At 48.7% G+C, this 13,688-nt stretch carries 12 protein-coding genes; 4 read left to right on the top strand and 8 right to left on the bottom strand.

The features are described from left to right. Positions 1 to 49: 49 nt before the first annotated feature. Both CIK89_RS05615 and CIK89_RS05610 read right to left on the bottom strand, forming a co-directional pair. On the bottom strand, positions 50 to 1,627 hold the full coding sequence (locus CIK89_RS05615; RefSeq protein ID WP_094390418.1) for an OmpP1/FadL family transporter: 1,578 nt from the start codon (positions 1,625 to 1,627) through the stop codon (positions 50 to 52). A 60-nt stretch (positions 1,628 to 1,687) separates the two neighbouring features. Then, complete coding sequence (locus CIK89_RS05610) at positions 1,688 to 2,608, bottom strand: hypothetical protein (protein WP_254046360.1); 921 nt, start codon at positions 2,606 to 2,608, stop codon at positions 1,688 to 1,690. 131 nt (positions 2,609 to 2,739) lie between these two features. Here CIK89_RS05610 and prmA point away from each other — a divergent pair, with 131 nt between their 5' ends. The 4 genes from prmA (at position 2,740) to CIK89_RS05590 (ending at position 7,777) form a co-directional block, all read left to right on the top strand. Beyond that, a complete protein-coding gene (gene prmA / locus CIK89_RS05605) occupies positions 2,740 to 3,603 on the top strand; it encodes a 50S ribosomal protein L11 methyltransferase (RefSeq protein WP_094390417.1) in 864 nt (287 codons plus the stop codon). Between the two features lie 90 nt (positions 3,604 to 3,693). Further along, positions 3,694 to 5,010: a serine--tRNA ligase gene (serS, locus tag CIK89_RS05600; RefSeq protein ID WP_094390416.1), complete on the top strand. Its 1,317-nt coding sequence runs from the start codon at positions 3,694 to 3,696 to the stop codon at positions 5,008 to 5,010. A gap of 42 nt (positions 5,011 to 5,052) precedes the next feature. Further along, entirely contained in the window at positions 5,053 to 7,404 is a 2,352-nt protein-coding gene (locus CIK89_RS05595) for a bifunctional dihydroorotate dehydrogenase B NAD binding subunit/NADPH-dependent glutamate synthase (RefSeq protein ID WP_094390415.1), read from the top strand. A 4-nt stretch (positions 7,405 to 7,408) separates the two neighbouring features. Further along, positions 7,409 to 7,777 carry a DMT family protein gene (locus CIK89_RS05590; protein ID WP_094390414.1) on the top strand — a complete coding sequence of 123 codons (369 nt, stop codon included), beginning with the start codon at positions 7,409 to 7,411 and terminating at the stop codon, positions 7,775 to 7,777. Between the two features lie 716 nt (positions 7,778 to 8,493). On the opposite strand, the gene rsxA is transcribed toward CIK89_RS05590, so the two are convergent. From rsxA to CIK89_RS05555, 6 genes are read right to left on the bottom strand one after another with little or no spacing between them, the layout of a single operon-like run. Next, positions 8,494 to 9,096, bottom strand: coding sequence for an electron transport complex subunit RsxA (gene rsxA, locus CIK89_RS05580; protein WP_094390412.1), 603 nt, complete (start codon positions 9,094 to 9,096; stop codon positions 8,494 to 8,496). 4 nt (positions 9,097 to 9,100) lie between these two features. Continuing rightward, on the bottom strand, positions 9,101 to 9,685 hold the full coding sequence (gene rsxE, locus CIK89_RS05575; RefSeq protein ID WP_094390411.1) for an electron transport complex subunit RsxE: 585 nt from the start codon (positions 9,683 to 9,685) through the stop codon (positions 9,101 to 9,103). A 6-nt stretch (positions 9,686 to 9,691) separates the two neighbouring features. Next, entirely contained in the window at positions 9,692 to 10,339 is a 648-nt protein-coding gene (locus CIK89_RS05570; RefSeq protein WP_094390410.1) for an RnfABCDGE type electron transport complex subunit G, read from the bottom strand. Next, complete coding sequence (locus CIK89_RS05565) at positions 10,336 to 11,328, bottom strand: RnfABCDGE type electron transport complex subunit D (RefSeq protein WP_094390409.1); 993 nt, start codon at positions 11,326 to 11,328, stop codon at positions 10,336 to 10,338. The genes CIK89_RS05570 and CIK89_RS05565 overlap by 4 nt, the downstream gene beginning before the upstream one ends. A gap of 41 nt (positions 11,329 to 11,369) precedes the next feature. After that, complete coding sequence (gene rsxC, locus CIK89_RS05560) at positions 11,370 to 12,737, bottom strand: electron transport complex subunit RsxC (RefSeq protein WP_094390408.1); 1,368 nt, start codon at positions 12,735 to 12,737, stop codon at positions 11,370 to 11,372. Next, positions 12,734 to 13,666: a Fe-S cluster domain-containing protein gene (locus CIK89_RS05555; RefSeq protein ID WP_094390407.1), complete on the bottom strand. Its 933-nt coding sequence runs from the start codon at positions 13,664 to 13,666 to the stop codon at positions 12,734 to 12,736. The genes rsxC and CIK89_RS05555 overlap by 4 nt, the downstream gene beginning before the upstream one ends. Positions 13,667 to 13,688: the final 22 nt, after the last annotated feature.

The raw sequence follows: 13,688 nt of genomic DNA, 5'->3' as shown, positions 1-13,688 counted from the left end.
AACTTTCGATGGGAGCAACTCTCAAATTTATGTAGAATATAAAGATTGGTCAGAAACTGTATGAGAGGGTGCAGAGTACCTGATGGCGCTTGTCGCTCACACTAACAGGTGAACACTCATTGACCTCGGTCTGACGCACATTGTCGGCATCAATATAATCGGCTGAATAATAACTCATGAAGGGATAGAAATCGCCGTTGCGCTGACTATACTGGTAAGCCAAGTCTAAACGGAACTTGTCGAAGGTGAAACCTACACCTGCCGTGATACGGTCGGTTGCCCCCCAGTTCGTATAGTCGGTGGTCGAAGCATAATAGACACCCGGAGAGTCGATGGTCTGGTCGCGCACAGCACCTTTGTTAAACATCGGAGTCACGTGGTTATAACCCAAACGAATGGCGAAACTCTTATCAGGACGGAACTCGCCTCCGAGTTTGATAGTGCTCACACCTTTGAGGTTCTTCTTGGTCAACTGGTTCATATAAAACTCACTACTGCTATTCTCATGATAGCCATCGTAGTAGTCGTAATAGGCATCGTCGATGGTGCGCATGTCACACGAACCGTAGTCTGCATATTCGTAAACGGCTCCAAGGGCAATCTGATTACCAATGGTGTGACCGAGGCTTATGCCAAACTTCCATGGCGTATTGAAACGGAAATCCTCACTGGCTGCCGACTTATCAACATTGGAACCAATAGTGGTGTAGTTCTCTGTGGTGAGCTTATAGAAGGTGGGAGTAGTTACAGAGAGACCGATGCGGAAGGGAGACTCTTCAATGGGACGGAAGATGGCACCAGCCTTGATATTGAAACCTGTTCCCGAAATATTGTGCTGATCGCTGATGAGCACACCTTCTATATGATCTTGGTTTGGCTGTAAAGTCTCGTAATACTCGCTGTAGTCCTTATAGTGAACATCGCTAATACCTATGGTAAGACCAAGATAGAGGCGGTTTTTTTTATTACCACTGATATTTATGTCGTAGTTGCCTATGTAGCCTGAGGTGGCACGGTTGAAGTCGTACATATCGCCTCCATAACCCACAACATATTTTTCATGCGTATCAGGATCTTCTTGGAGCAGCAAATTACCCAGATAAATATCGTCAAGCTGCGAATAAGCCAACGAATTCTTATTGAGCAGTCCGTTCATGTCCTTGAGCGTGGTCTGCAAACTCTGCGACGAACCATTCAACTTGGCTGCAGCGGTGAGTATCTGATTGAAATTGCGGCTTTTGTGATAGTTGAAACCAAAATTGAGGAAACTGCTCACACCGGTTCTGGTGCTGAGCACCACACCAATCTGGTCAAACGACACATTGGTCTTGTTGGCATTGGCAAACGAGGCGGCATTCTGCAAATTGACAAAGCCAAACGAAGTGCTCACCTGTCCCTTGCGAAACAATCCGATACCGGCAGGATTGGTGCCGATTGTGGAAATATCTGCGCCAAGCGCATCCATGGCTCCACCCATACCCACATAACGGGCTGTACCATTCAGGTCTTCTGTAGATAATGCTGCGGCATCATACGAGTCGCCAACGGCTGGCACCTCAGATTGTGCCTGCATCTGAACTGCTGCGGCAGAAGCCAGCATGACAGCGGTAATTGCTTTTATATTCATAGTCGTATTTTGTTTTCGTTGATAAAATATTTGTATCTCTCACCAAATAGCGATGACGCATCAGCGGCGTCCGCCATAGTTATGACCGCCTCCTACTGAGCGTCCACCACCAGAACGGCTGCTTCCGCCAAACGACGAACCGCCATTGCTGTAAGACGGACGGCTGTAGGAACTGTTGCTGTTACTGTTGTAAGAGCGTGAACGATAACCGCCCAAATCGCGCACATTGTTACGCTGACCGCGGGTGCCGTAGTCTATGTTACTATTACGCTGACCACGATAGCCTGCCAGACTACCTCCACGGCGGTTGGCATTACTGTCGGTGTTGCCTGCGTATTTATGATGTGAATAGCCTGAGCGACTCCACGATCTGCCGGCATGCACAGGACCTGAGATATAGACTCCTCCTCCCCAACCCCAATAGGGACGATCCCAGTAATAGCCGTAATGCCAAGGACTGTACCAAGTGGAATAATAATAAGGTGAATACCATCCCCAATAAGAACTATAGTACCAGGGATCATACCATGGGTCGTACCATGACGAACGCCAAGGACTGTACCACGAACCGTACCAAGCATCGTACCATCCCGGACGCACACCTGTCCATCTTCCGTCGCGGTAACCTTCCCAATAGGCTTCACTGGGCGTATAACCGTCAAAACGACTCATCTTACGCGTACAAGCGTAGTCGTCGGCTTCTGAATATGCGGAATCAGGATAGACACCCTCTGTGGCTGAGAAATTGATAATATCATTGCCTGCCGAATCAATGGGAGCAACAGAAGACCATGCACGACGATTGTACTCGCGCGATGATTTCTTACTACCAGAATAATAGGTGTCTGCGGGCATTCCGTAGGATTTGAGTTCTTTGGCTTTCGATTCCTTGGTGGGAACGAAATACATATCGTCATCCTGTGCCATAGAGAGCATCGGGAGACTCACCAAAATCGTTGTCATTAAGATAATCTTCTTCATATCTCATTGCATTTTTATAATTTCACATTGCAAATTTATTATCAAATATCATGCAAATTTAGGGATTTTCCCTAAGAAGGGGTAGGTTTTTCCCTATTTTTTGTAATTTTGCACAAAAATAAAGCAATAAGATGAAGTATTTTGAAGTAGATTTCCAATTATCGCCTCTCTCGCAAGACGCTTGCGACATTTTGGCAGCACTTACTGCCGACGCAGGATTTGAATCCTTCGAAGAAACGCAACACGGCATACGGGGCTACGTACAGCAACCATTACTCGATAGACAAGCACTTGAAGATATAGTAAACAACTTCCCTATAATGGGAACCAATATTATTTACACAATAAGCGAGGCAGAAGACAAAGACTGGAACGAGCAATGGGAACAGGAAGGCTTCGAACCTATCATCGTAGGCAACAACAGACTGGCGATTCACGATGGGCGACACCTGCCATCCCAACCTGCCGACATCAGTGTGGAAATAGATGCACGACTGGCATTCGGCACGGGCACCCACGAGACTACCCAGATGATTTGCGAATGGATGCTCGATATGCCCATGAAAGACTTACGCGTCATGGATGCGGGATGCGGAACGGGCATTCTCGGCATTGTTGCACTAAAACTCAAAGCAAACCATGTAACTGCCTACGACATAGATGAATGGAGTAGCGACAACACTCGCCATAATGCCGTTATCAACCGTGTTGACAGTCAATTGTCTGTTTACTGTGGCGATGCCTCCCTACTCGACTCCAAAACTGCCGACTACGATTTGGTACTTGCCAATATCAACCGCAACATCCTACTCAACGACATGCCTCGCTTTTGTCAAATCATGAAGCAAGATGCTAAACTCATTCTCAGCGGATTCTATACCGAAGATATTCCGTTGCTTGAAGCACGTGGAAAGGAACTCGGGCTTACATTGACAGGTGCGAAAAACCGCGACAAATGGGTTTCCATCATCATGCAACGCGTAAATAATGCGTAAATAAATAGGTGGAATCATTTCGCCAATTCGCAACTTTTTGTTACCTTTGCATAGCAAAAAAAAGAAAAAAATTCATAAACACACATAATTATGCTTACACTTAAACTCATCAACGAGGAAACAGAACACGTCATCAGCGGACTGGAGAAGAAACAGTTCAAAGGTGCACGCGAGGCCATCGAAGAAGTATTGGCCGTGGACAAAAAACGCCGTGAAACCCAGCAGCAGTTGGACAAAAATCTAAGCGAACAGAAACAGCAGGCTGGACAGATTGGCAAACTGATGAAGGAAGGAAAACGCGAAGAGGCGGAAGCTATCAAGAAAGAAGTGGCTGCCATGAAAGAGTCCTCTAAACAACTGGAACAGCAGATGGGTGAAGCACAGGAAACCTTGGTAAAACTGCTCTGCCAGATACCAAACATCCCTTACGATGAAGTGCCCGAAGGAAAAGCCGCAGAAGACAACCATGTGGTAAAGAGCAATCAGAAGGAATGCGACGGAACAGATACCGTGGGAACATGGACTGCCAACCCCAAAAACGATGAAGCAAAAGTGCCCCACTGGGAACTTGCCAAAAAATACAACCTCATCGACTTTGACCTCGGTGTGAAGATTACCGGTGCCGGATTTCCCGTTTATATTGGTAAAGGTGCACGCCTGCAGCGCGCCCTCATCAACTTCTTCCTTGACGAGGCACACAAGAGCGGATACACCGAAGTCATGCCACCTACCGTGGTCAACGCTGCTTCTGGATACGGAACTGGACAGCTGCCCGACAAAGAGGGACAGATGTACCACTGCGAGGTAGATGATTTCTATCTCATCCCTACTGCCGAAGTGCCCGTGACCAATATCTACCGTGATGTCATTCTCGACGAGTCGCAACTTCCTATCAAAAACTGTGCCTATACTGAGTGCTTCCGTCGCGAGGCTGGATCATATGGTAAAGACGTGCGTGGACTGAACAGACTGCATGAGTTCTCAAAAATTGAACTCGTACGCATCGACAAGCCCGAACACTCAAAACAGAGTCATAAGGAAATGCTCGATCACGTAGAGGGACTGCTCAAAAAACTCGAACTCCCCTACCGCATCCTCTTGCTCTGCGGAGGCGACCAGTCATTCACCTCTTCCATCTGCTATGATTTCGAGGTTTATTCTGAAGCACAGGGGCGCTGGCTCGAAGTATCGTCAGTTTCCAATTTCGATACCTATCAGGCCAACCGTCTGAAATGCCGCTATCGTCGTGCCGACAACAAGAAGATCGAGCTATGCCACACTCTCAACGGTTCGGCTCTCGCACTCCCACGTATCGTGGCTGCCATTCTCGAAAACAATCAGACTGAGAAGGGCATTGTCATTCCAAAGGCACTCGTACCATACACTGGCTTCGACATCATCGACTAAACAGAAGCCTCATACTAAACAAAAACAAGACAAGCCAACATCATGAACAAAATCGTAAGGAAAGAGCAATTCTCTGAGAAGGTATTTCTCTTCGAGATAGAAGCTCCCCTGATTGCCAAAAGCCGTAAGGCTGGCAACTTTGTCATCGTGCGTATCGGTGAGAATGGTGAGCGCATGCCGTTGACCATTGCCGGTGCCGACATTGCCAAAGGCACCATCACACTCGTCGTACAGCAAGTAGGTCTATCATCGAAAAAGCTTTGCATGCTCAATGAGGGTGACTATATTACCGACGTGGTAGGACCACTGGGCAACCCCACACGCATCGAAAACTACGGCACCGTCGTCTGTGCTGGAGGTGGACTCGGTGTGGCTCCTATGCTGCCCATCATCCAGGCACTCAAAGCTGCCGGAAACCGCGTATTGTCAGTCATGGCAGGCCGCTCTAAAGACCTCATCATCCTGGAAGACAAAGTGCGTGAAAGCAGCGATGAAGTGATCATCATGACCGACGATGGCAGCTATGGCGAGAAAGGCGTGGTGACCATTGGTATTGAGAAATTCGTAGAACAGGAACACATCGATAAGGTGTTTGCCATCGGACCTCCTATCATGATGAAATTCTCAAACCTCACCGCACAGAAGCACAATATTCCTTGCGAGGTGTCACTCAATACCATCATGGTGGATGGTACAGGTATGTGTGGTGCCTGTCGCCTGAGCATCGGTGGTAAAACCAAGTTTGTCTGCATCGACGGACCTGAATTTGACGGTGCACTCGTTGATTGGGATGAGATGTTCAAGCGCATGGGTACTTTCAAAGAGGCTGAGCAGGAAGAGCTGCAACACTTTGAAGAACACCTCAACGCATGCAAGAAATGCGACAAGCAGAAGAAAAACACCGACGTGGAGATGGACGTAGAGCCTACCGACGAACCCATGGAAGTGCTTATCGACCGCAATGCACCATGGCGAGATGAACTCCGCAAGAGCATGAAACCCAAAGAGCGTACTCAGATTGAGCGCGTGAATATGCCAGAACTCGACCCTGTCTATCGTGCAACAACACGTACCGAAGAGGTCAACATCGGCCTCACCAAGACCATGGCGATGACCGAGGCCAAACGCTGTCTGGACTGCGCAAAACCCACCTGTGTGGAAGGCTGTCCTGTAAACATCAACATCCCTTCGTTCATTAAAAATATAGAGCGCGGACAGTTCCTTGCAGCTGCAAAGGTGCTGAAAAACACCTCTGCCCTACCTGCTGTCTGCGGACGTGTATGTCCACAGGAGAAACAGTGTGAGAGCAAATGTATCCACCTGAAGATGAACGAACCTGCAGTAGCCATCGGCTATCTGGAGCGCTTCGCGGCCGATTATGAGCGCGAGAGCGGCAATAGCAGTCTTCCTGAAATTGCTCCCGCCAACGGCATAAAGATTGCCGTAGTAGGATCAGGTCCTGCCGGACTCTCCTTTGCTGGCGATATGGTTAAGAAAGGCTATGAGGTCCATGTCTTTGAGGCGCTACACGAGATTGGCGGTGTACTCAAATATGGTATTCCCGAATTCCGACTCCCCAACCGCATCGTTGATGTAGAGATAGAAAACCTCTCGAAGATGGGCGTCAATTTCCAGACCGACGTCATCGTGGGAAAGACAATCAGCGTAGAACAACTTGAAGCAGAGGGCTTCAAGGGAATCTTCGTGGGATCGGGCGCTGGACTGCCTAACTTCATGGGCATTCCTGGAGAAAACGCTATCAACATCATGTCGAGCAACGAATACCTGACTCGTGTCAACCTCATGGATGCTGCAAACCCCAATACCGACACTCCCATCAACTTCGGTAAGAATGTATTGGTGGTAGGTGGAGGAAACACCGCCATGGACTCTTGCCGAACCGCCAAACGACTGGGAGGAAACGTAACCCTCGTCTATCGCCGCAGCGAACAGGAAATGCCTGCCCGTCTGGAAGAGGTGAAGCACGCCAAGGAGGAAGGTATCAACTTCCTGACCCTCCACAATCCTATTGAGTATCTGACCGATGACAAGGGAGCCGTCAAGGCTGCCGTTCTTCAAGTGATGGAGTTGGGCGAACCAGATGCTTCAGGACGCCGCTCTCCTGTTGCTGTAGAAGGAAAGACTGTCACCCTTGATGTAGATCAGGTCATTGTAGCAGTAGGTGTATCTCCCAATCCATTGGTTCCCAAATCCATTGCCGGACTGGAACTCGGTCGTAAGAACACGATCGTTGTCAATGAAGGTATGCAGTCTGCCCGTGAGGAAATCTTCGCAGGTGGTGACATCGTGCGCGGTGGCGCAACAGTCATCCTCGCCATGGGTGACGGACGTCGTGCAGCAGCCCACATGGACGAATATCTGAAAAAGCAGTAATCGAATGAACGGAATATATACCGTATGTCTGTTGCTTTTAAGCAACATCTTCATGACCTTCGCATGGTATGGACATCTGCGATTACAGCAGACTGGAACAAGTAGCAATTGGCCTCTCATCGGGGTCATTGCTTTTTCTTGGGTCATAGCCTTCTTCGAGTATTGCTGTCAGGTACCTGCCAACCGCATTGGTTTCGAGGGTAACGGTGGGCCATTCTCGCTGGTACAGTTGAAGGTCATCCAAGAGTGTATCTCGCTGATTGTCTTCGCTGTGATTGCCAATGTGATGTTTCAAGGACAAGAGCTCCACTGGAACCATTGTCTGGCTTTCCTCTGTCTCATAGCCGCAGTCTATCTCGTATTCATGAAATGATTACACAACCAAACTAAAACCCGAAACTTCCGAACGTAAGGAACGAAGTTAAACTCGTTAGAGTTTGGGGCATGGTGAGAAACGAAGGATGAAATTGATATGGATTTCGTCCTTCGTTTTTTTAATCACACACGCCTCACAAATATACTTTTGCATGTATAATATATTTACCATTTTTATCTCTCTTTTCATTACATTACATTTCGCAGAACTCCCTTACCTTAGTTTTATAAGAACAAAACCATGAATATCTTTGGGAAGATTTGCCTAATTAGAACAATAAAATTAGCTTTTCAAAAACTGTAATACTGTAGGACATTTCGTCACGAGTTGACGGACAAATGGGTGAACCTATTGCTTTTCTTTGTACCTTTGCACCGGCGTCCAAGATAGGCGGCACCTCGGAAATGAAAAGAAAAACGAGTTTCTCTTTTACATTCCACTCGGTTTGCACTATCTTTGCACTGCGATTCAAGAGAGAATCACTCATCGCACTGAACATTCCGTCCGCACACAGACGTGGGCAACTCCTCAGTAAGTCACCAGTGAATCCGCATTAAATCCCAGAATCAGGCGGGCGACGATGGGACAAAATGGGAGGAACATGGGAACTGAAAAGGTGAAAGGCCAACGATGTAGGAATGAAAAGGTGCGAAAAAAATGGAGGCGTGACAATGACTTTGACACACCTCCCAGTATAATGAAAATCTGATAAATCAGTCGAGACCGAACAACAGTCGCAAGCCGCCGTCAACTCCAGAGAAACCCATGAAGGCAAGACTCAACAGACCTGCTGACAACATGACGATAGCCATGCCACGCATACCCTTGGGGATGGATGAGAGTTCCATCTGCTCGCGCATTCCGGCAAACACGGTCAATGCCAAGCCAAAACCGAGGGCTGTAGAGAACGCATAGACTACCGACTGGAGCAATGAGAAGTCTTTCTGAATGACGAGGATTGCCACACCAAGTACTGCACAGTTGGTGGTGATAAGAGGCAGGAAAATACCTAATGCCTGATAGAGCGCTGGCGACACCTTCTTGAGAATAATCTCCACCATCTGCACCAGAGCGGCAATGACGAGGATGAAGGCTATGGTCTGAAGATAAGCCAAACCGAAGACGTCGAGCACATAATGCTGTACAAGCCAAGTAACGATGGTGGCGAGAGTCAGCACAAAGGCTACTGCGGCAGACATGCCGAGCGAGGTATCTACTTTCTTTGAAACGCCAAGAAACGGACAGATGCCGAGAAACTGTGACAACACGATGTTGTTCACAAAAATGGCGGAGATAAATATCAATATATATTCCATAACATTATGCCTTCTTTAGTTTGTTTACAATAGCCACAAGGAAACCGAGAGTGATGAAGGCTCCTGGAGGCAATACGAAAAGTAGGATATTGTAGGTCTCGGGCAAGAGTTGCAGACCAAATACGGAACCAGAGCCTAACAGTTCACGGCAAACGCCAAGCAGTGTCAGACCGATGGTGAAGCCCAGTCCGATGCCGATACCATCAAAAAGCGACGCTACGGGCGAGTTCTTTGCAGCAAAGGCTTCCGCTCTACCGAGGATGATACAGTTGACGACAATCAAGGGAATGAAGAGTCCGAGAGAGGCGTCGATTTCAGGCAGATAGGCCTTGATAATCATCTGGAGAATGGTAACAAACGCTGCAATCACTACAATGAAAACAGGGATGCGCACCATGTCGGGGGTGACTTTCTTGATGCAACTGATCACAAAATTGGTGCAGATGAGCACCGCCATGGTTGCCAGTCCCATTGACATACCGTTGATAGCGGAAGTGGTCGTGGCGAGTGTAGGACACATACCCAACATCAAGACGAAGGTTGGGTTTTCCTTCACGATTCCATTTTTTATTATACTCAGATAACTCATAACGTATTACTTTTCATTGGTTTGTTGAGTGGCTCCGGTCTGCGCATCGGCAGAGGCTCCATTCTGGATGTTCTTATTGTTCTGCATATAAGCGGAATAGGCATTGTTGACAGCCTTGAGGAAGGCACGACTTGTGATGGTAGAAGCTGTAATCGCATCCACATCACCACCATCCTTCGATACGGTGAGCGGGGTGATAGGGTTCTTACCAATGATGTTACCCTTTTCGCCCTTCTGGAACCACTTGTCGGCCTTGGCGCCCAGTCCTGGGGTTTCAGCGTGTTCCAAGAGTGTATAGCCCAAGATATTACCAGCCTCGTCAAAGCCTACCAGTACCTTGAGGTCGCCACCGAAGCCACCTGTAGTACTCTCTACGGCAGCGCCATAGGGTTGACCGTTGTTTTCAATAGTGTAAATGACAAAGAGCTGTTCCTTTCCCTTGCTATCAGTCTGAGACAAGGTATCGGTTTCAGCAACGACAAAATTGTCTATTCCCATGACCGCCTTGATACCGTCAGCGAGGGCTTTCTCTTTCTGTTGTGCTATGGGTTTACTCGTGATGTCGTTGACAGCAGCGAGAATGCCTCCCATGATGACCGTAACGGCTGTGAGCACGAGGGTCATATTGAGCAATGATGATTCTAATTTCTTCATTTGGCTACCTCCCCGAAACGTTTAGGTTTAACATAATTGTTGATGAGGGGTGTGAAGGCATTCATGATAAGAATGGCAAACGACATACCTTCAGGATAGGCGCCCCAGTTACGGATGATGACGGTTAGTGCACCGATTGCCACACCGTAGATGAGTTGTCCGCGATGAGTCATCGGCGAAGTCACATAGTCGGTAGCCATGAAGATGGCACCAAGCATCAGACCGCCACTGAGTACTACTGAAACGGGATCGGCATAGACAGGATTAACCACGTGCATCAATCCGGCAAGAACAAATACCGTGACGATAATGCTCACGGGAATGTGCCAAGTGATGATTTTCTTCCACAGCATATAAGCCAGTCCGAGCAGCAAGGCAAGGGCACAGATTTCACCCATGGCACCTGCTCCGTCAGGATGATTGCCGAGGAAGAGCGACAAGGAGTCTGGCAGACGGTCGAGCACAGAAGCATCACCACTCTTGATAGCCTGTTTCATGATAGACAGCGGTGTGGCGCCGGTCTCTGCATCGAGATAGGCAAAGGTCTGTCCTACCTTAGGCCATGTGGTCATCTGCGCAGGGAAAGCTACCAACAGGGCTGCACGTCCTACGAGTGCAGGATTGAACAGATTGTTACCCAGTCCTCCGAATGGCATTTTTGCAAAACCGATGGCGAAAAGGGCACCGATAATGATGATCCACAACGGAAGGTTGGACGGAAGGTTAAAGGCAAGGAGCAATCCGGTGAGCACGGCAGAACCGTCGCATACGGTGGTGCGCTCATTACGGAGCATGTATTTGTTTATGGCCCACTCGAAGAGTACACATGCTGCAACACTTGTTGCAGTCACGATGACCGATCCTATGCCGAAGAACCAAAACGAAGCCACCAAAGCAGGCAACAGGGCGATGATGACGCCATACATGTTGCGCTCGACGGTATCAGTTCCATGAGCATGGGGCGATAATGAAACGATGAGTTTTCCCATTGTATTTTCGATATTTATATTTTAAATAATGTGTCTTTTGATTATTTCTTGGCCTGACGGCTGCGGATGATTCCCATGACGGTCTGCTTACCCAAGCGGATGTTATCAAGCAGCGGACGATGGGCGGGACAGGTAAACTGGCACGATCCACATTCAATGCAGCTGACAATGTCTTCGGACTCGCAACGTTCCCAATTGCTCACAGCAGAAAGTTTGGCAAGCAGATAGGGTTCGAGGCCCATCGGACAAGCACTCACACACTTGGCGCATCGGATACAGGGCTGTGGTTCTTTACGTACAGCATCCTCACCAGAGAGGATGGTCACCGAGTTAGTACCCTTGCACACAGGAACATCTGTGGAGGTCAGAGCTTTACCCATCATAGGACCGCCTGCGAGCACCTTAGAATCTTCTTCTGGCATTCCACCGCACACGGCAATGAGGTCTTTCATAGGCGTTCCCATACGCACCAGATAGTTGCCTGGCTGACGCAACTTCTTACCAGTCACGGTTGTGTAGCGTTCAAACAGAGGTTTGTGTTTCATCACTGCCTCATAGACAGCAAAGGCTGTTCCTACATTCTGCACAATGGCGCCAACATTGACGGGTATGGCAGGAGGTGCGGGCACCTGACGGTTGATAACAGCATCAACGAGCTGTTTCTCACCACCCTGTGGGTAGCGCTGCTTCAAGGGTACTACTTCTACCTCATAGGCAGAACCGCCAAACTTCTTGGCACACTTATCAGCAAGGAGTTCAATGGCCTGAGGCTTGTTGGTCTCAATACCAATATAACCACGGGTAACCTTGGCAGCCTTCATGAGCAGTTCGAGACCAACGAGAATCTCGTCTGATTTCTCAAGCATAAGACGATAATCTGCGGTGATGTATGGTTCACACTCCACTGCGTTGATAATGACACACTCAGCCTTGGCTGTGGGAGGCGGACAAAGCTTAATAAAGGTAGGGAATCCTGCACCACCCATTCCAGTGACGCCAGCCACCTTGATGCGATTGACAATCTCTTCTGGGGTGAGTTCGGGATGTTCCTCTACGGTTTCGAGTTTGTTAGAGCGGTCGATACTCTCCTCCCACTCGTCACCATCTACATTGATGATGATGGCAGGTTTACGGTAACCAGTAGCATCTACGGCAGTGTCAATTTTCAACACGGTACCGCTTACCGATGAATAAATAGGTGCTGAGACGAAACCGCCTGCTTCAGCAATCATCGTGCCGACCTTCACCTTGTCGCCTTTGGCAACAACAGGTTTGGCAGGAGCACCAATATGTTGCGAGAGTGGGAAAATAGCTTGAACCGGTAATGCTGCTACCTGAGTTGTCGCATCGTTGCTGAGTTTGTTTTCCTCTGGATGTATTCCTCCTATACTGAATGTTCTGATTTTCATGCTTGTTCCTCCTCTTGTTTGGTTGTCGTACTGGCCTTTGGCTGTGCGACAGGTTTCACTGCCGAAAGAGTAGCTTCAGTCTGCACCTCTGCCTTAGGTTTAGGGGCAGGGAAATTAACAGCCTTGATGGCGTGTGTAGGACACACTGCCACGCACTTGCGGCACAGACGACACTTGGTATAATCAATATACGATACGTTGTTCTCTACAGTAATGGCGCCAAACGGACACTCCTTGGCACACTTGCCACAGCCTATGCAGGCAGCCTTACAGGCCTTCAAGGCAACGGCACCCTTGTCTTTGTTGACACACTCCACATAGACGCGACGGCCCTTGACACCTTTCTTGCGCAACTCAATGACGTGGCGCGGACAAGCCTTGGCACAGGCTCCACAAGCCGTACAGCGGTCTTCATCCACTTCTGGAAGACCCGTTTCTGGATTCATGTGGATCGCGTCAAACTGGCAAGCAGACACACAGTCGCCACAACCGAGACAGCCGAAGCCGCAACCGGTCTCACCGGCTCCACAGGCATTCATTGCCGCACAACTGCGAAGGCCGTCATAGGACACAACCTTCTGGCGTAACTCGCAAGTACCGCCACATCGAACTACTGCCACCATAGGGTCGCCATTGGCAATGGCCATTCCCAAAAGGTCTGCCACTTTGCCCATCACTTCCTGTCCACCAACGGGACAGCTGATGCCGTCGAGACTTCCTGCATCAGCACCTTTGACCAGAGCATCGGCCAAGGCACTACATCCGGCAAAGCCGCAACCACCACAGTTAGCACCGGGCAACAATGCTGCAACCTGCGAGATACGAGGATCCTCATAGACAGCGAATTTCTTCGAGCAGACATACAATACCAAGGCCGCCACCAAACCGATAGCGCCCAATACTGCCACTGCAATCATCATAAAATTCATAATAGCTTTTATATTTGTTTTA

Source organism: Prevotella sp. P4-119 (assembly GCF_002251345.1).
Classification (GTDB): domain Bacteria; phylum Bacteroidota; class Bacteroidia; order Bacteroidales; family Bacteroidaceae; genus Prevotella.
This window is presented reverse-complemented; position numbering and strand designations above follow the sequence as displayed.

Excerpts from the sequence above, each read along its gene's own strand:
- rsxA (WP_094390412.1), bottom strand. The coding sequence starts at position 9,096 with ATGGAATATATATTGATATTTATCTCCGCCATTTTTGTGAACAACATC.
- serS (WP_094390416.1), top strand. The coding sequence starts at position 3,694 with ATGCTTACACTTAAACTCATCAACGAGGAAACAGAACACGTCATCAGC.
- rsxE (WP_094390411.1), bottom strand. The coding sequence starts at position 9,685 with ATGAGTTATCTGAGTATAATAAAAAATGGAATCGTGAAGGAAAACCCA.
- CIK89_RS05555 (WP_094390407.1), bottom strand. The coding sequence starts at position 13,666 with ATGAATTTTATGATGATTGCAGTGGCAGTATTGGGCGCTATCGGTTTG.
- CIK89_RS05595 (WP_094390415.1), top strand. The coding sequence starts at position 5,053 with ATGAACAAAATCGTAAGGAAAGAGCAATTCTCTGAGAAGGTATTTCTC.
- CIK89_RS05565 (WP_094390409.1), bottom strand. The coding sequence starts at position 11,328 with ATGGGAAAACTCATCGTTTCATTATCGCCCCATGCTCATGGAACTGAT.
- CIK89_RS05610 (WP_254046360.1), bottom strand. The coding sequence starts at position 2,608 with ATGAAGAAGATTATCTTAATGACAACGATTTTGGTGAGTCTCCCGATG.
- CIK89_RS05615 (WP_094390418.1), bottom strand. The coding sequence starts at position 1,627 with ATGAATATAAAAGCAATTACCGCTGTCATGCTGGCTTCTGCCGCAGCA.
- CIK89_RS05590 (WP_094390414.1), top strand. The coding sequence starts at position 7,409 with ATGAACGGAATATATACCGTATGTCTGTTGCTTTTAAGCAACATCTTC.
- rsxC (WP_094390408.1), bottom strand. The coding sequence starts at position 12,737 with ATGAAAATCAGAACATTCAGTATAGGAGGAATACATCCAGAGGAAAAC.
- prmA (WP_094390417.1), top strand. The coding sequence starts at position 2,740 with ATGAAGTATTTTGAAGTAGATTTCCAATTATCGCCTCTCTCGCAAGAC.
- CIK89_RS05570 (WP_094390410.1), bottom strand. The coding sequence starts at position 10,339 with ATGAAGAAATTAGAATCATCATTGCTCAATATGACCCTCGTGCTCACA.